General features: G+C 61.0%; 17 protein-coding genes and 1 riboswitch. Of the genes, 16 read left to right on the plus strand and 1 reads right to left on the minus strand.

What is annotated here, in order from left to right; genetic code table 11:
* Positions 1-154: 154 nt before the first annotated feature.
* The 3 genes from hda (at position 155) to ACZRKZ_RS13120 (ending at position 2396) form a co-directional block, all read left to right on the plus strand.
* On the plus strand, positions 155-859 hold the full coding sequence (hda, locus tag ACZRKZ_RS13110) for a DnaA regulatory inactivator Hda (RefSeq protein WP_463969820.1): 705 nt from the start codon (positions 155-157) through the stop codon (positions 857-859).
* Positions 860-1073: 214 nt separating this feature from the next.
* A complete protein-coding gene (locus ACZRKZ_RS13115; RefSeq protein WP_463969821.1) occupies positions 1074-1718 on the plus strand; it encodes a C40 family peptidase in 645 nt (214 codons plus the stop codon).
* Positions 1719-1862: 144 nt separating this feature from the next.
* The gene (locus tag ACZRKZ_RS13120) at positions 1863-2396 is read left to right on the plus strand and encodes a C40 family peptidase (RefSeq protein WP_463969822.1); all 534 of its coding nucleotides are present in this window, start codon (positions 1863-1865) and stop codon (positions 2394-2396) included.
* Between the two features lie 78 nt (positions 2397-2474).
* Here the strand turns inward: ACZRKZ_RS13120 and ACZRKZ_RS13125 are convergent, their stop codons facing one another.
* The gene (locus tag ACZRKZ_RS13125; RefSeq protein ID WP_463981785.1) at positions 2475-3788 is read right to left on the minus strand and encodes a PQQ-dependent sugar dehydrogenase; all 1314 of its coding nucleotides are present in this window, start codon (positions 3786-3788) and stop codon (positions 2475-2477) included.
* A gap of 99 nt (positions 3789-3887) precedes the next feature.
* Positions 3888-4124: riboswitch (cobalamin riboswitch) on the plus strand.
* A 78-nt stretch (positions 4125-4202) separates the two neighbouring features.
* Between ACZRKZ_RS13125 and cobO the strand changes: the two genes are divergently transcribed.
* The 13 genes from cobO to ACZRKZ_RS13190 all read left to right on the plus strand — a co-directional run bounded on the left by cobO (position 4203) and on the right by ACZRKZ_RS13190 (position 16012).
* Entirely contained in the window at positions 4203-4814 is a 612-nt protein-coding gene (gene cobO / locus ACZRKZ_RS13130; protein WP_463969824.1) for a cob(I)yrinic acid a,c-diamide adenosyltransferase, read from the plus strand.
* Complete coding sequence (locus tag ACZRKZ_RS13135; RefSeq protein WP_463981786.1) at positions 4811-6151, plus strand: cobyrinate a,c-diamide synthase; 1341 nt, start codon at positions 4811-4813, stop codon at positions 6149-6151. Before cobO ends, ACZRKZ_RS13135 begins: the two co-directional genes overlap by 4 nt.
* Entirely contained in the window at positions 6148-6798 is a 651-nt protein-coding gene (gene bluB, locus ACZRKZ_RS13140; protein ID WP_463981787.1) for a 5,6-dimethylbenzimidazole synthase, read from the plus strand. The genes ACZRKZ_RS13135 and bluB overlap by 4 nt, the downstream gene beginning before the upstream one ends.
* Positions 6795-7703, plus strand: a complete 909-nt coding sequence (gene cbiB / locus ACZRKZ_RS13145) for an adenosylcobinamide-phosphate synthase CbiB (protein ID WP_463969827.1) — start codon at positions 6795-6797, stop codon at positions 7701-7703. Before bluB ends, cbiB begins: the two co-directional genes overlap by 4 nt.
* The gene (gene cobD / locus ACZRKZ_RS13150) at positions 7696-8685 is read left to right on the plus strand and encodes a threonine-phosphate decarboxylase CobD (protein WP_463981788.1); all 990 of its coding nucleotides are present in this window, start codon (positions 7696-7698) and stop codon (positions 8683-8685) included. Before cbiB ends, cobD begins: the two co-directional genes overlap by 8 nt.
* Positions 8682-10133, plus strand: coding sequence for a cobyric acid synthase (locus tag ACZRKZ_RS13155; protein ID WP_463981789.1), 1452 nt, complete (start codon positions 8682-8684; stop codon positions 10131-10133). Before cobD ends, ACZRKZ_RS13155 begins: the two co-directional genes overlap by 4 nt.
* A gap of 590 nt (positions 10134-10723) precedes the next feature.
* On the plus strand, positions 10724-11245 hold the full coding sequence (gene cobU, locus ACZRKZ_RS13160; RefSeq protein ID WP_463969830.1) for a bifunctional adenosylcobinamide kinase/adenosylcobinamide-phosphate guanylyltransferase: 522 nt from the start codon (positions 10724-10726) through the stop codon (positions 11243-11245).
* Positions 11242-12297, plus strand: a complete 1056-nt coding sequence (gene cobT / locus ACZRKZ_RS13165; RefSeq protein ID WP_463981790.1) for a nicotinate-nucleotide--dimethylbenzimidazole phosphoribosyltransferase — start codon at positions 11242-11244, stop codon at positions 12295-12297. Before cobU ends, cobT begins: the two co-directional genes overlap by 4 nt.
* Entirely contained in the window at positions 12294-12869 is a 576-nt protein-coding gene (cobC, locus tag ACZRKZ_RS13170) for an alpha-ribazole phosphatase family protein (protein WP_463969832.1), read from the plus strand. The genes cobT and cobC overlap by 4 nt, the downstream gene beginning before the upstream one ends.
* A gap of 2 nt (positions 12870-12871) precedes the next feature.
* Positions 12872-13600, plus strand: coding sequence for an adenosylcobinamide-GDP ribazoletransferase (locus tag ACZRKZ_RS13175; protein WP_463981791.1), 729 nt, complete (start codon positions 12872-12874; stop codon positions 13598-13600).
* Between the two features lie 42 nt (positions 13601-13642).
* Positions 13643-14047 carry a MarR family winged helix-turn-helix transcriptional regulator gene (locus ACZRKZ_RS13180; RefSeq protein WP_149412115.1) on the plus strand — a complete coding sequence of 135 codons (405 nt, stop codon included), beginning with the start codon at positions 13643-13645 and terminating at the stop codon, positions 14045-14047.
* Between the two features lie 63 nt (positions 14048-14110).
* Entirely contained in the window at positions 14111-15310 is a 1200-nt protein-coding gene (locus ACZRKZ_RS13185; protein ID WP_463981835.1) for an MFS transporter, read from the plus strand.
* Between the two features lie 150 nt (positions 15311-15460).
* A complete protein-coding gene (locus ACZRKZ_RS13190) occupies positions 15461-16012 on the plus strand; it encodes a glutathione peroxidase (protein ID WP_463981792.1) in 552 nt (183 codons plus the stop codon).
* Position 16013: the final 1 nt, after the last annotated feature.

The following is a 16013-nucleotide window of genomic DNA, read 5'->3' on the forward strand; positions in this document are numbered from 1 at the left end:
TGGCGTCAAATAATCTCTATGAAATCCAGCACGTTAACGCAAACCTTTGATTTTGCTTGTGGTCTGCTGCATTGTGCACCCGGCGTCACGGGTATAAACTTTGCACACTTTTCACAGAGGCCACTAACGGTCCGATTGGAACCGTTCAGTCAGCATGAAACCGATTCAGCTGCCCCTAGGTGTGCGTCTGCGTGACGACGCTACCTTTATCAATTACTACCCAGGCGCCAATGCCGCTGCACTCGGCTATGTCGAGCGGCTTTGCGAAGCCGACGCCGGGTGGACCGAAAGCCTGATTTACCTCTGGGGCAAGGACGGCGTGGGACGTACCCACTTGTTGCAGGCCGCTTGCCTGCGTTTTGAGCAGATGGGCGAACCGGCGGTGTACCTGCCTTTGGCCGAGTTACTAGATCGGGGCACCGAAATCCTCGACAACCTTGAACAATACGAACTGGTTTGCCTGGATGACCTGCAAGCAGTTGCGGGGCGGGCGGATTGGGAAGAGGCGCTGTTTCATCTGTTCAACCGCTTGCGTGACAGCGGGCGGCGCTTGCTGATTGCTGCGTCCACCTCGCCTCGGGAGTTGCCGGTGAAGCTGGCGGATCTCAAGTCTCGCCTGACCCTGGCACTGATTTTCCAGATGCGCCCACTGTCTGATGAAGACAAGCTGCGCGCCCTGCAATTGCGTGCGTCCCGTCGGGGCCTGCACCTTACCGATGAAGTCGGGCACTTTATCCTCACCCGTGGCACCCGCAGCATGAGTGCTCTGTTCGAATTGCTCGAACGCCTCGATCAAGCCTCTTTGCAGGCCCAGCGCAAGCTGACTATTCCTTTCCTGAAAGAAACCCTCGGCTGGTAGCCAGCCCTTTAAAATAGGGGCTCTTGGCATTTTGCAGGCGCCAGAAATCCTGCGTTTTAGCCTGTTTGGCCACGCAAAAGGGTCTTGTAGGGGTTTAAGGGCTTAGATGTCATGGCCCAAACAAGAAGTCACATGGATCACGATTGAATTTGCAAATCGATATGATAGAAGGCATAGTCTCGGCTTCTTTACACATCCAGCCACGGTCGTGCCCATGCTAAATCGCTTCGCACCCCTCGTGCCTCTCGCACTCGTTACCCTGTTGTTTGGTTGCGCCACCCACCCTCAACAGGTGGCTGAGCAGCAAAAGCCTCAACAACACAATCAACAAAAATTTGTCGCTGCGCAGTCTTCCACTGCTTATCAGGAAGCTGTCTATTCAGAAGAAGTAGCGACAGAAAAAGAACTGGCTGAGTTTTCCGACAGCAAGCCTTATCAGCTTCCAGTTCTGGCCGACAGCATCCTCGAGCGCGGTCTGTCCTTGGTCGGCACCCGTTACCGTTTCGGCGGTACCTCTGAAGCCGGTTTCGATTGCAGCGGTTTCATCGGTTACCTGTTTCGCGAAGAGGCCGGCATGAAGCTGCCGCGTTCCACTCGTGAAATGATCAACGTTGATGCACCGTTGGTCGCTCGCAACAACCTCAAGCCTGGTGATCTGCTTTTCTTTAGTACCAATGGTCGTGGTCGCGTCAGTCACGCCGGTATTTACCTGGGCGATGACCAATTTATCCACTCCAGCAGCCGTCGTAGCGGTGGCGTTCGGGTCGATAAGTTGGGCGATAGTTACTGGAGCAAGACCTTTATCGAAGCCAAGCGCGCCCTGGCCATGGCCCCGACTACCGTTACCTCCCGCAAGTAAAGTTAAAGTGATACTTGAAGTTTGACGTGTAAGCGCTAGAATCCTTGGATATTGTTGTGAACTGATCGCGCGAGCTTTGCTTGCGCGGTCTGGTTTTCAGCCTTCGGTAACGAAAGCCGCATCCAGATCAGGATCGTTCTGCCCATGTCGACCTCGGCCCGCCTAATTCTTGTCATTTGCGCCGCGCTGCTCAGCGCCTGCGCAAGTCGTCCACCTCCCGTGGCCGTCAAGCCCAAGCCGGTGTTCAACTATTCCACCCAAACCTTTTCTCCGGCTGCCGAAGACGTGCTTTTTCGTGCGTTGGGTCTGGTCGGCACGCCTTATCGCTGGGGCGGCAATACGCCGGACTCGGGGTTTGATTGCAGCGGCCTGATTGGTTTTGTCTACCGTGACGCTGCCGGTATCTCCTTGCCACGCACCACCCGCGAACTGATCGTGATGCGTGCCCAGGATGTGAGTGAAGATGCCCTGCAAACCGGCGACCTACTCTTTTTTGCCACCAATGGTGGCTCGCAGGTCAGCCACGCGGGAATCTATGTGGGCGAAGGGCGCTTTGTGCATGCCCCGCAAACGGGCGGTACGGTGAAGCTGGACACGCTATCCAAGGCGTATTGGCAGAATGCCTACCTGAGCGCCAAGCGCGTATTGCCGCCGGAACATCTGGCGCGTAATCCCTAAGAAGCAGCTACAAGCTTCAAGCTATAAGCTGCAAGAAGGCGCCTAACGGCCACTTGCAGCTTGAGGCTTGTTAGCAGGTTATTTAGTCGCTGACACCCGCCACACTTTATTCCCCACATCATCGGCCACCAGCAAATCCCCCTGCTGATCGATCACCACGCCCACTGGCCGGCCCATGGCTTTCTCATCGCTGTTGAGGAACCCGGTCAGTACATCCACCGGTTGCCCTTTCGGCTTGCCCGCTTCAAACGGTACAAAGATCACTTTGTAACCACTGTGAGGCTTGCGATTCCACGAGCCATGCTGGCCGATAAACGCGCCGTTACTGAACGGTGCTGGCAACTTGCTGCCCTCGGCAAAGGTCAGGCCCAGTGATGCAGTGTGCGGGCCGACCGCATAGTCCGGTGCAATGGCCTTGGCCACCAGGTCTGGGTCTTGTGGGGTCACGCGCACATCGACGTGCTGGCCGTAGTAGCTGAACGGCCAGCCATAGAAGCCGCCATCCTTGACCGAGGTGATGTAGTCCGGCACCAGGTCGCTACCGATTTCATCCCGTTCGTTGACCGCCGTCCACAGTTTGCCGCTTTGCGGCTCCCAGGCCATGCCGTTGGGGTTGCGCAGGCCAGATGCGAAGATGCGGTGCTGGCCGGTGGCGCGGTCTACTTCCCAAATCGCCGCCCGACCTTGCTCCGCTTCCAGGCCGTTTTCCGCGACGTTGCTGTTGGAGCCGACGCTGACGTACAGCTTGTTGCCATCTTTGCTGGCCACCACGTTTTTGGTCCAGTGATGGTTCAGAGGGCCACCCGGCAGGTCGACGACCTTGGTGCCAGCCTCCTTGATGGAGGTTTCGCCTGACTGATAGGGGAAGCGCAACAGCTTGTCCGAGTCAGCGACGTACAGGTCGTTGCCCACCAGGGTCATGCCGAACGGCGAGTTGAGGTTTTCCAGGAACACCGTGCGGGTTTCAGCGACGCCATCGTGGTCGGCGTCCCGCAGCAGGGTGATGCGGTTCGGGCTCGGCACGCCAGCGCCGGCTCGGCCCATGACCTTGCCCATCACCCAGCCGCGAATGCCCCTGGAATCGTCCGGCTTGGGCGGTGCGTTGGTTTCCGCCACCAGCACATCACCATTGGGCAGTACGTACAGCCAGCGCGGGTGATCCAGGCCTTCGGCGAACGCTGCCACCTGGGTGCCGGCCGCCGCAGTGGGCTTGACGCCGTCCGGCCAACCAATCGCCGGGGCGATATTCACGGTGGGGATCAGGGTTTTGTTCGGCTCCGGCAGCTTGGGCGAGGGGCCGGTGCCGTCGGACACTTGCAAGGTGGAACTATCACCGCAAGCGGCCAGGGTGCCAGCGACGATGATGAGTAAGGCGAGTCGGGTCTTATGCATATTTTTCTCCTCAATACCTGTAGTCATAGAGGCACGACGCGCTGCGATGGTTCAAGTGCGCCGCCAGCTTTAATTGACGCTCCACCCCCAACCCACTAACCTTCGCCGCTTGTTTCAGGTGCTCTGTGGCGTGTGCGTCAACAGAGTGAAACAGGGAAACCGGTGAGTGAGCGCACTTGTACACAGTGAAGCCACGATCCCGGCGCTGCCCCCGCAACGGTAAATGAGTCAAGACGGTGCTTTCGCCACTGTATCGCCCCGCGATATGGGAAGGCGCACCCTCGGCGCGCAACGCCACTCATGAGCCCGGAGACCGGCCTGATTCATCCAACAGCATCACGGTGGGCGATGCTTGGCTGTTTGCTTTCTCTTTTCCTGCCCGCCGTTTTTGTCCAGCCCCAACGGAGAGCTGCCATGACTGAATCCCCCGATCGTGACGAACGCCACCTGGCGCGCATGCTGCGCAAAAAAGCGGTGATCGATGAGCGCATTGCCAATTCACCGAACGAATGCGGATTGCTGCTGGTGCTCACCGGCAATGGCAAAGGCAAGAGCAGTTCAGCCTTTGGCATGCTGGCCCGGGCCATGGGCCACGGCATGCAGTGTGGTGTGGTGCAGTTTATCAAGGGCCGCAACAGCACCGGTGAAGAGCTGTTTTTCCGCCGCTTCCCCGAGCAAGTGCGTTTCCATGTGATGGGCGAAGGCTTTACCTGGGAAACCCAGGACCGCCAGCGCGACATCGCCGCGGCCGAAGCCGCCTGGGTGGTGTCCCAGGAAATGCTGCGCGATCCGTCCATCGGTCTGGTGGTGCTGGATGAGTTGAACATCGCCCTCAAGCACGGCTACCTCGACCTGGACCAGGTCCTCAGCGACCTGCAAGCCCGCCCGCCGATGCAGCATGTACTGGTCACCGGCCGCGGCGCCAAGCCGGAACTGATTGAAATGGCCGACACCGTTACTGAAATGGGCGTGCTCAAACACGCGTTCCAGGCCGGTATCAAGGCACAGAAGGGCATTGAACTTTGAAGCAGTCCCGTCACTGCCCTGCAGTCTTGATCGCCGCGCCGGCGTCAGGCCAGGGCAAAACCACCGTCACCGCCGCACTGGCCCGCTTGCACCGCAATCTCGGGCGCAAGGTCCGCGTGTTCAAGTGCGGCCCGGACTTTCTCGACCCGATGATCCACGAGCGCGCCAGCGGTGCGCCGGTCTATCAATTGGACATGTGGATGGTCGGCGAGCAGGAAAGTCGGCGGCTGTTGTGGGACGCGGCGGGGGAGGCCGACCTGATTTTGATCGAAGGCGTCATGGGCCTGTTCGACGGCACGCCGTCCAGCGCTGACCTGGCGCGGCATTTTGGCGTGCCGGTGCTGGCGGTAATCGACGGCACGGCGATGGCCCAGACTTTTGGCGCTTTGGCCTTGGGGCTCGCCCGTTACCAGCCTGATCTGCCGTTCGCCGGGGTGCTGGCCAATCGCGTCGGCACCCTGCGTCATGCGCAGTTGCTGGAGGGTAGCCTTACCGAAGGCCTGCGCTGGTACGGCGCATTGTCGCGGGAGACCGGTATCGAGCTGCCGAGTCGTCATCTTGGGCTGGTGCAAGCCAGCGAATTGAATGACCTGGATCTGCGCCTGGATGCCGCCGCGCAAGCGTTGGGTAGCAGTTGCGAGGTAGCGCTGCCGCCGCCGGTAGAGTTCGCCGCGCCTGAGCCGATAGAGGCCGAACCGTTGCTGGCCGGTGTACGGATTGCCGTTGCCCGTGACGAAGCCTTTGCCTTTACCTACGGCGCCAGCCTCGACTTGTTGCGAGCGATGGGCGCCGAGTTGCGCTTCTTCTCGCCGATTCATGATTGTGAACTGCCAGAAGCTGACAGCCTGTACCTGCCCGGTGGTTATCCGGAACTGCATCACCTGGCGTTGTCGCAAAACACTTCGATGCTGACCGCCATCCGCGCCCACCATGGCGCCGGCAAGCCCTTGTTGGCCGAATGCGGCGGCATGCTGTATTTGCTGGACTCGCTCACCGATGTCGATGGCACCCGCGCCGAGTTACTCGGACTGCTTCAGGGCGATGCTGTGATGCAAAAGCGCCTGGCCGCCCTGGCGCTGCAAAGTGTCGATTTGCCCGAAGGCGTTCTGCGCGGCCACACCTACCATCATTCCCTGACCAGTACCCAATGGCAGCCGATTGCCCGGGGCCTGAGCCCCAACGGCGGACGCGGCGCCGAGGCGGTTTATCGGCAGGGCCGGATGACCGCCTCTTATGTGCACTTTTATTTCCCGTCCAACCCGACAGCGATTGCAGCGTTATTTGTGCCAGACACCCAAGCCAATGTGGGAGCGGGCTTGCCCGCAATGAGGCCATGACCGACAACACCTTCCCCCAGGCCGACCGCGAAGCCGTCTACCGGGCCATCGCCGAACGCCGCGACATGCGCCACTTCAGCGGCGGCACTGTCGCTCCCGAGCTGCTTCACCGTTTGCTGCAAGCCGCCCACCAGGCGCCCAGCGTCGGCCTGATGCAGCCGTGGCGTTTCATCCGCATCAGCGACCGCGACCTGCGGGGCAAGATTCAGCAACTGGTGGAAGAAGAGCGTATTCGCACCGCCGAAGCCCTCGGCGAGCGTTCCGACCAGTTTATGAAGCTCAAGGTCGAAGGCATCAACGAGTGCGCTGAGGTGCTGGTGGCCGCGCTGATGGATGACCGCGAACGGCATATCTTCGGCCGTCGCACCTTGCCGGAAATGGACATGGCGTCCTTGTCCTGCGCGATCCAGAATCTATGGCTGGCGTCCCGGGTCGAAGGGCTGGGCATGGGCTGGGTGTCGTTGTTCGAGCCCCAGGCCCTGGCCGATCTGCTGGGTTTGCCGGCGGGTGCCAAGCCCCTGGCGGTGCTGTGCCTGGGCCCGGTGACCGAGTTCTACCCGGCACCGATGTTGCAGCTGGAAGGCTGGACCGAACCGCGTCCATTGAGTGACATGCTGTATGAGAATTATTGGGGAGTGAGTCAATGAGTGTGGCCTTGCTGAGTGTCGCTGCCGTGGCGCTGGATGCGCTGCTGGGCGAACCCAGGCGCTGGCATCCGCTGGTGGCATTCGGTAATTTCGCCGGGCGTATCGAGCAGCGTTTCAACTCGGGTGGCCGTGGCTGGCGCAGCCATGGCGTGACCGCCTGGGTGATCGCGGTGGTGCCGCTGACCCTGCTGGCCACGGCCTTGTCGTGGGCGCCGTATGTGGGTTGGGTGATCGAGATCCTCGCGTTGTATTGCGCCCTCGGTATGCGCAGCCTTGGCGAACACGTGGCGCCCGTGGCCCAGGCCCTGCGCAGTGATGACCTGGACGAGGCGCGCAAGCGCGTCGGTTATCTGGTCAGCCGCCAAACCAGCGAGCTGGACCACACCGAAGTTGCACGCGCCGCCACCGAATCGGTATTGGAAAACGGCAGCGATGCGGTGTTCGCCGCGCTGTTCTGGTTTGTCATCGCCGGCGTGCCCGGCGTGGTGCTCTATCGCTTGAGCAATACCCTGGATGCCATGTGGGGTTATCGCAACCAACGTTTTGAACGTTTTGGCTGGGCTGCGGCGAAGATCGACGATCTGCTCAACTATATTCCTGCAAGGTTGGTGGCGTTGACCTACGCGCTACTGGGCAAAACTCGGCTGGCGCTCAAGTGCTGGCGCACTCAAGGCCCAACTTGGGACAGCCCCAACGCCGGTCCGGTGATGGCTGCGGGCGCAGGTGCCCTGGGTGTCGAGTTGGGCGGGGCAGCGATTTATCACGGCGAACTGCATCAGCGTCCGCAATTGGGCGAAGGTGTGCCGGCGAGTGCCGATTCCATCGACCAGGGCTGGCAACTGGTGCAGCGCGGCGTGTGGCTATGGTTGTTGATTCTGTGTGTGGGGGCTGAATTTTATGCTTGAGCACGGTGGTCGGCTGCGCAAGGCAGCAATGCAATACGGCATCAGCGAGGCCGACTGGCTGGACCTGTCCAGCGGCCTGGCGCCCTGGCCCTGGCCGATCCCCGAGGTCCCGCTGCGGGCCTGGGCGCGCCTGCCGGAAACCGATGATGGCCTGGAGGCGGCCGCCTGCGAGTACTACGGCGCCGCCCAGGTGCTGCCGGTGCCCGGCTCCCAGGCCGCAATCCAATTGCTGCCGCGTCTGCGTCGTTCGGGCAAGGTCGGCGTGCTGTCGCCGTGCTATGCCGAGCACGCCGAAGCCTGGCGCCGCGCCGGTTATATCGTGCGTGAAGTATTGGAGCAGGAAGTGGACTTCTTCCTCGACAGCCTTGACGTGCTGGTGGTGGTCAACCCCAACAACCCCACCGGCCTGAGCCTCACGCCGCAACGCCTGCTGGACTGGCACGCACGCCTGGCCCAACGCGGCGGCTGGCTGGTGGTGGATGAGGCCTTTATGGACAACACCCCACAGTTAAGCCTGGCGAGCCAGACCCATCAGGTGGGCTTGATCGTATTGCGCTCGTTCGGTAAGTTTTTTGGCCTGGCCGGGGTTCGACTGGGCTTTGTCCTGGCCGAGCGCAAGTTGCTCAAGTTGCTTGCTGAACAAGTCGGGCCATGGGCGGTCAGCGGGCCGACGCGGGTGTTGGGCCAGGTGTGCCTTAAGGATGTCGCCGGCCATACGCGCCAGCGCCTGCGCTGCGAAGAAGCCAGCCAGCGACTGTTTGAACTGCTGGAGCGTCATGGCCTGCGACCGCAAGGCGGCTGCGCGCTGTTCCAGTGGTTGATTACCGACTGCGCCGAGCACCTGCACGAATTCATGGCCCAGCGCGGCATTCTGCTGCGCCTGTTTGTCCACGACAGCAGCCTGCGCTTTGGCCTGCCGGGTACCGACGCTGACTGGCTGCGCCTGGAACAAGCGCTCACCGCGTACAAGGAAGCATCATGAGTACCTTGATGGTGCAGGGCACCACGTCCGATGCCGGCAAAAGTACCTTGGTCACCGCCTTGTGCCGCTGGCTGGTGCGCCAGGGCGTGGCGGTGGTGCCGTTCAAACCGCAGAACATGGCGCTCAACAGCGCGGTGACTGCCGAGGGCGGCGAGATTGGCCGGGCCCAGGCGGTCCAGGCCCAGGCGGCGAAGCTGGCGCCTCACACCGATATGAATCCGGTGCTGCTCAAACCCAATAGCGACACCGGTTCGCAGGTCATCATCCATGGCCGGGCCGTCACCACCATGAATGCGGTGGCTTATCACGATTACAAGGCCATCGCCATGCAAGCGGTGTTGGCGTCCCATGCCTGCTTGAGCGCGGCGTATCCGGTGGTGATGGTGGAAGGTGCCGGATCACCCGCCGAGATCAATCTGCGAGCCAACGACATCGCCAACATGGGCTTTGCCGAAGCGGTGGATTGCCCAGTGCTGTTGATCGCCGACATCAATCGCGGCGGGGTGTTTGCTCATTTGGTAGGGACGCTGGAATTGCTGTCGCCTTCGGAGCAGGCGCGGGTCAAGGGTTTCATCATCAACCGTTTTCGTGGCGATATCGCGCTGCTGCAACCGGGACTGGACTGGCTGGAAGAACGCACCGGCAAGCCGGTGGTGGGTGTTCTGCCTTACGTGATGGATTTGCACCTGGAGGCCGAAGACGGCATCGACCAGCGTCAGATCGACAAGGCGGCGCAGGTGCTCAAGGTAGTGGTGCCGGTATTGCCGCGTATCAGCAACCACACGGATTTTGATCCGCTGCGGCTGCATCCCCAGGTGGATTTGCAGTTTGTCGGGCCGGGGCAGGCGATTCCTGCGGCTGACCTGATTATCTTGCCGGGGTCGAAAAGCGTACGTAGCGACTTGGCCTATTTGCGGGCCAATGGTTGGGACGTGGCGCTGGGCCGGCACTTGCGCTATGGCGGCAAGGTGTTGGGGATTTGCGGTGGGTTGCAGATGCTTGGCGAGCAGGTGCATGACCCGTTGGGGCTGGAAGGGCCCTGCGGTTCCAGTGAGGGGCTGGGGCTTTTGGTGTTTAGCACGACGCTGGAAGAAGAGAAGCAACTGCGCAATGTTCGCGGGCGGTTGCTGTTGGAAGACGCTGAGGTCAGTGGTTATGAGATTCATGCGGGTGTGACCAGTGGCAGTGCCTTGTCGCGACCGGCGGTGGTTTTGGATGACGGTCGTAAGGATGGTGCGCAAAGTGCCGACGGGCAGATTCTTGGTACTTATCTGCATGGGTTGTTTGAGACTCCGGCCGCTTGCAGTGCGTTGTTGCGCTGGGCGGGGTTGGAGGATGTGCAGGAGGTGGATTACCACGCCCTTCGCGAGCGGGATATTGAGCGGTTGGCGGATTTGGTGGAGCAGCATTTGGATACAGGATTGTTGCGTTCGTTGTGTGGGGTTTGAGGGTGTACACCGATCCAGTGTGGGAGCCGGGTTTACCCACGGAGCAATGCCTGCGTTCGGCCTCTGGTTTTATGGGCAGGCAGATCAAGAACCAGATCAAAAGCCAGTGCCCGCCAATCCGCTTTCTGGAGCGAGCTGGCTCGCCTGCGATGGGCTCACAGGCACCGCATTCATCCAGGAAGCCCGTGTCATCGTTAACGACCATCGCGAGCAAGCTTGCTCCTACAGTGGGCAGTGGATCCGCTCTTGCTTCTCACCACTCAGGTCGGCTACCAGGCCGCCGTGCTTTTGCTTTTGATCTTAGGTGCCCCGTTAACCACGATGGCTGAACGCAGGTATTGCTCCGTGGGTAAACCGGCAGGACGCCGGTTTAGCCGCGCTGGGCCAAGGATGGCCCATCGCGGCGGCCCACGGAGCAATGCCGGAGTGAAGGCATGCCGAGCCACAGCGAGGCACCAAGTGGTGGGGCAAGAGCCTTTTGCTTACTTTTGGGCTCTTTCAAAAGTGAGTCGCTGTAAGAGCGAAACCCCAAGCCGCCGTTACCGCAGCAACGGATACACACACACAATCAAAAAAAGAGGCCCCACCCCATGCTCCAACTAATCCTGGGCGGCGCCCGCTCCGGCAAAAGCCGCCTCGCCGAAAAACTCGCCGCGAATAGCGCGCTCCCGGTCACCTACATAGCCACCAGCCAACCCCTGGACGGCGAAATGAACGAGCGCGTCACCCTGCATCGCCAGCGCCGCCCAGCTGAATGGAGCCTGATCGAAGAACCCATCGAACTGGCCCGCGTCCTACGGGAAGCCGCCGGCCCCGACCGCTGCCTGCTGGTCGACTGCCTGACCCTATGGCTAACCAACCTGCTCATGCTCGAAGACCCCGCACGTCTTGCCTCAGAGCGCGACGCCCTGCTGCAAATCCTGGCCTTCCTGCCAGGTGAAATCATCTTTGTCAGCAACGAGACCGGACTGGGTGTCGTGCCGCTGGGCGAATTGACTCGCCGCTATGTCGATGAAGCCGGTTGGCTGCATCAAGCCCTGGCCGAGCGTTGTCAGCGTGTTGTCCTGACCGTCGCCGGCCTGCCCCTGACTTTGAAAGGTACTGCGTTATGACTGACACCTGGTGGCTCAACCCTTGTAAGGCTATTGACGCCCAAGCGCACGACCAAGCCCTGGCCCGTCAACAACAGCTGACCAAACCCGCCGGCTCCCTCGGCCAGTTGGAAACAGTGGCAGTGCAACTGGCCGGCTTGCAAGGGCAAGTCAAACCGAGCCTCGACCACCTGTGGGTCGCAATCTTTGCCGGCGATCACGGCGTGGTTGCCGAAGGAGTCTCCGCATTTCCCCAGGAAGTCACCGGGCAGATGCTGCACAACTTCGTCACTGGCGGCGCTGCCATCAGCGTGTTGGCCCGTCAGTTGGATGCGCAACTGGAAGTAATCGACCTGGGCACCGTCACGCCGTCGTTGAACCTGCCGGGTGTGCGTCACCTGAATATCGGCGCGGGCACCGCCAACTTCGTCAACGGCCCGGCGATGACCGAGGCCCAAGGCCGCCTGGCCCTGGAAGCGGGGCGCGACAGCGTGCGCCGGGCTGTCGCGGGCGGCGCTCAATTGTTCATTGGCGGCGAGATGGGTATCGGCAACACCACGGCAGCCAGTGCGCTGGCGTGTGCGTTGCTGGGCTGCCGAGTGAGTGACTTGACCGGGCCAGGTACTGGCTTGAACGCCCAGGGCATCAGCCATAAGGTGGCCGTGATCGAGCGTGCCTTGGTCTTGCATGCGGCTCAGCGCGGCGATGCGCTGCAAACCCTGTTCAACCTGGGTGGTTTCGAGATTGCCGCGTTGGTCGGTGCTTATCTGGCCTGCGCCCAAGAGGGTGTCGTGGTGTTGGTGGACGGTTTTATCTGCACCGTCGCGGCCCTGGTAGCCACACGCTTGAACCCGGTGTGCCGCGAGTGGCTGCTATTCGGCCATCGCGGTGCCGAGCCGGGCCATCGTCATGTGCTGGAAAGTCTTAACGCTGAACCGCTGCTGGAACTGGGTCTGCGCCTGGGCGAAGGCAGTGGCGCTGCGTTGGCGGTGCCGTTGCTGCGCCTGGCTTGCGCGCTGCACGGTCAGATGGCGACCTTTGCCGAAGCCGCTGTAGCGGATCGTCCGGCATGACCTTGCACCTGGACTTGCTGCGTCACGGTGAAACCGAACTGGGCGGCGGCTTGCGCGGCAGCCTGGACGATGCGTTGACGGCCAAGGGCTGGGAGCAGATGCGTGCTGCTGTGATCGAGCGGGGGCCGTGGGACCGTTTGGTCAGCTCGCCGCTGCAACGTTGCGCGCGCTTTGCCGACGAGTTGGGTGTGCGCCTGAACCTGCCGGTGACCCTGGAAAAGGATTTGCAAGAGCTGCATTTCGGCGCCTGGGAAGGGCAGAGCGCTGTGACGTTGATGGAAACCGATGCCGAGGCGCTGGGCTTGTTCTGGGCTGATCCCTATCGTTTCACCCCGCCCAATGGCGAACCGGTGGAGCAGTTTTCCAACCGTGTGCGCGGCGCCGTCTCGCGTTTGCATCAGGCTTATACCGGCCAACGAGTGCTGTTGATCAGTCACGGCGGGGTCATGCGCTTGCTGCTGGCCCAGGCCCGAGGCTTGCCCCGTGAGCAGCTATTGAATGTTGAAGTCGGCCACGGCGGCTTGTTCAGCCTGCAGGTCGAGGCCGATGGTGTATTAAGGGAAGGCGCCTGATCATGTTGCCATTCTGGATTGCCCTGCAGTTTCTCAGCAGCTTACCGATCCGCTTGCCGGGTATGCCGCAGCCGCAGGAACTGGGGCGTTCACTGCTGTTCTATCCGCTGGTGGGGCTGTTGTTCGGGCTGTTGCTGTGGGGCTTGAACACGGTACTGATGGGCGCGCCGTTGCTGTTACATGCGGCGTTGTTGCTGACGGCGTGGGTGTTGCTCAGCGGCGGCTTGCACCTGGACGGCCTGGCCGACAGCGCTGATGCCTGGCTGGGCGGTTTTGGTGACCGCGAGCGTACCCTGACCATCATGAAAGACCCTCGCAGCGGGCCGATTGCCGTGGTTACCCTGGGCCTGGTGTTGCTGCTTAAATTTACTGCGCTGGTGGCCCTGATCGAACAGCACAACGGCGCAGCGCTGCTCCTGGCACCGTTGATTGGTCGCAGCTCGATGTTGGCGCTTTTTCTTACCACTCGCTATGTGCGGGCCGGAGGACTGGGCCAGGCGTTATCGGATCATTTACCGCGGATCGTCGGCCAACAGGTGCTGATCCTCAGTGGTCTGGCGTGTATCTTGATCGGCGGCTTCAGCGGTGGGATAGCGGTGTTACTGGCGGCCATCTGCTTCATTGGCTTGCGCCAACTGATGGTCAATCGACTGGGCGGCACCACCGGCGACACCGCCGGTGCCCTGCTGGAACTGCTGGAAGTGGCGGTGTTGATCGGTCTGGCTTTGTAACAGTTTCTTGCATTTCCTTAATCGCGGGTATATACACGCTCCATGCTTGCCTCCCAATGTTTATGTACCAACCTGCGTCGCGCCGCTCGTGGCGTCAGCAGGCATTACGACGGCGCTCTCGACGGCTTCGGGATCAACGTCGCCCAGTATTCTTTGCTATGCAACCTGCAGCGTCTTGATCAACCGAGTATTTCCAGCCTGGCCGATGCCATGGGCCTGGATCGCAGCACCCTGGGGCGCAATCTGCGGGTGCTGGAGGGCGAAGGCCTGGTGCAATTGGTCGAGGGAGATGATCTGCGCAATCGCCTGGTGTTGCTCACCGAGGCAGGCAATGAGCGGCTTGCCGCGGCCTTGCCCGCCTGGGAAGCGGCGCAGCAGAAGCTGATTGATCGGTTGGGAGCAGAAAAGCGCGAAACCCTGTTGGCCTTGCTGGACGAACTTGCTTAAACGCAAGCTTGTTCGATCATAAGCGGGTATATACCCGTTAGCGGAGAATAAGAAATGACCTCGATGTGGCGTACCAGTGGCTGGATTCTTGTCGGGAGTGCGCTGATCCTGGCTCTGTCCCTGGGTGTGCGGCATGGCTTTGGCCTATTCCTGGCGCCCATGAGTGCAGAATTTGGCTGGGGGCGCGAAACCTTTGCCTTTGCCATCGCCTTGCAAAATCTGATCTGGGGCCTGGCCCAACCTTTCACCGGCGCCGTGGCCGACCGCTTCGGTGCGGCAAAAGTGGTGATGATTGGCGGCGTACTTTATGCCCTGGGTCTGGTGTTCATGGGCTTGTCGGACTCGGCATGGTCGCTGTCGCTGAGTGCCGGTTTATTGATCGGGATTGGCCTTTCCGGTACTTCGTTCTCGGTGATTCTTGGCGTGGTGGGGCGCGCCGTGCCAGCGGAGAAACGCAGCATGGCCATGGGTATTGCCAGTGCGGCCGGCTCTTTCGGCCAGTTCGCCATGTTGCCAGGCACCCTCGGCTTGATCGGTTGGCTCGGCTGGTCTGCCGCGTTGCTGGTGCTGGGCCTTCTGGTGGCGTTGATTGTGCCGCTGGTGACCATGCTCAAGGATCGCCCGCTGCCGGTGTTGGCAGGCCAGCAGACACTACGTGAAGCGCTGCACGAAGCCTGTTCCCATTCCGGTTTCTGGTTGCTGGCTTTTGGCTTTTTCGTCTGCGGTTTCCAGGTGGTATTTATTGGTGTGCATTTGCCAGCGTATCTGGTGGACCAGCATCTGCCGGCCACCGTGGGTACGACGGTGTTGGCGTTGATTGGCTTGTTCAATATCTTCGGCACCTACACGGCCGGTTGGCTCGGCGGGCGGATGTCCAAGCCGCGGCTGTTGACCGGCTTGTACCTGTTGCGGGCTGTGGTGATCGTGCTGTTCCTGTGGGCGCCGGTGACTGAAATGAGTGCCTACCTGTTCGGCATGGCCATGGGCTTCTTGTGGCTGTCCACTGTACCGCTGACTAATGGCACGGTAGCAACCCTGTTCGGTGTCAGAAACCTTTCCATGCTGGGTGGGATCGTGTTCCTGTTCCACCAACTGGGTTCGTTCCTCGGTGGCTGGCTGGGCGGCGTGGTCTATGATCGAACCGGCAACTACGATTTGATCTGGCAAGTGGCGATTGTCTTGAGCGTGCTCGCCGCTGCCTTGAACTGGCCGGTGCGTGAGCGCCCGGTGGCCCGATTGCAGGCGCAGATGGAGGCAGCATGAGTTCGATAGGGCATTGGTTCGTGGCAGGTGGAGCAGGCCTGCTGCTGTTACTGGCATGGTGGGGGTGGCAGCAGGGCGGCCTGGCGTTGATGCAGTTGGGCATGGCGATCTGTTAAGTTCTGTGTCTGAACCTATTCAAGGACATTCCACATGCTGATGCGCTGGTTTGCAGTACCTGCCCTGATGGCGGCTTTTGGCGGTGTCGCCATGGCTGCCGATTGCCCGGCGTTGCTTGAAGGCCAATTGCCCAAGTTGCGCGCCAAGGAGTCCATCGACCTGTGCCAGCGCTTTGCCGGTAAGCCGCTGGTGATCGTCAACACTGCCAGCTTCTGCGGGTTCGCTCCCCAGTTCAAAGGCCTTGAGGCGTTGTACCAGCGCTATAAGGACGATGGGCTGGAAGTGATTGGTGTACCTTCCGATGATTTCAAGCAGGAAGCCAAGACCGGCGAGGAAACGGCCAAGGTCTGCTACGTCAATTACGGTGTGACCTTCACCATGACCGAGCCGCAGAAGGTCAAGGGGCCAGACGCTGTGCACCTGTTCAAGAACCTCGCGCAACAAAGCAGCGCGCCCAAGTGGAACTTCTACAAGTACGTGGTAGATCGCCAGGGTAAGGTGATTGCCAATTTCTCCAGCCTGACCAAGCCCGACAGCCCGGATCTGATCAAGGCGGTGGAGCAGGCGTTGGCTTCCAAGCCCTGAT

This window comes from Pseudomonas sp. c313 (genome assembly GCF_055407145.1).

Bases quoted from the DNA above. Each gene is read 5' to 3' on its own strand.
- hda (WP_463969820.1), top strand. From the start codon at position 155: ATGAAACCGATTCAGCTGCCCCTAGGTGTGCGTCTGCGTGACGACGCT.
- ACZRKZ_RS13115 (WP_463969821.1), top strand. From the start codon at position 1,074: ATGCTAAATCGCTTCGCACCCCTCGTGCCTCTCGCACTCGTTACCCTG.
- ACZRKZ_RS13120 (WP_463969822.1), top strand. From the start codon at position 1,863: ATGTCGACCTCGGCCCGCCTAATTCTTGTCATTTGCGCCGCGCTGCTC.
- ACZRKZ_RS13125 (WP_463981785.1), bottom strand. From the start codon at position 3,788: ATGCATAAGACCCGACTCGCCTTACTCATCATCGTCGCTGGCACCCTG.
- cobO (WP_463969824.1), top strand. From the start codon at position 4,203: ATGACTGAATCCCCCGATCGTGACGAACGCCACCTGGCGCGCATGCTG.
- bluB (WP_463981787.1), top strand. From the start codon at position 6,148: ATGACCGACAACACCTTCCCCCAGGCCGACCGCGAAGCCGTCTACCGG.
- cbiB (WP_463969827.1), top strand. From the start codon at position 6,795: ATGAGTGTGGCCTTGCTGAGTGTCGCTGCCGTGGCGCTGGATGCGCTG.
- cobD (WP_463981788.1), top strand. From the start codon at position 7,696: ATGCTTGAGCACGGTGGTCGGCTGCGCAAGGCAGCAATGCAATACGGC.
- ACZRKZ_RS13155 (WP_463981789.1), top strand. From the start codon at position 8,682: ATGAGTACCTTGATGGTGCAGGGCACCACGTCCGATGCCGGCAAAAGT.
- cobU (WP_463969830.1), top strand. From the start codon at position 10,724: ATGCTCCAACTAATCCTGGGCGGCGCCCGCTCCGGCAAAAGCCGCCTC.
- cobT (WP_463981790.1), top strand. From the start codon at position 11,242: ATGACTGACACCTGGTGGCTCAACCCTTGTAAGGCTATTGACGCCCAA.
- cobC (WP_463969832.1), top strand. From the start codon at position 12,294: ATGACCTTGCACCTGGACTTGCTGCGTCACGGTGAAACCGAACTGGGC.
- ACZRKZ_RS13175 (WP_463981791.1), top strand. From the start codon at position 12,872: ATGTTGCCATTCTGGATTGCCCTGCAGTTTCTCAGCAGCTTACCGATC.
- ACZRKZ_RS13180 (WP_149412115.1), top strand. From the start codon at position 13,643: ATGCTTGCCTCCCAATGTTTATGTACCAACCTGCGTCGCGCCGCTCGT.
- ACZRKZ_RS13185 (WP_463981835.1), top strand. From the start codon at position 14,111: ATGTGGCGTACCAGTGGCTGGATTCTTGTCGGGAGTGCGCTGATCCTG.
- ACZRKZ_RS13190 (WP_463981792.1), top strand. From the start codon at position 15,461: ATGCTGATGCGCTGGTTTGCAGTACCTGCCCTGATGGCGGCTTTTGGC.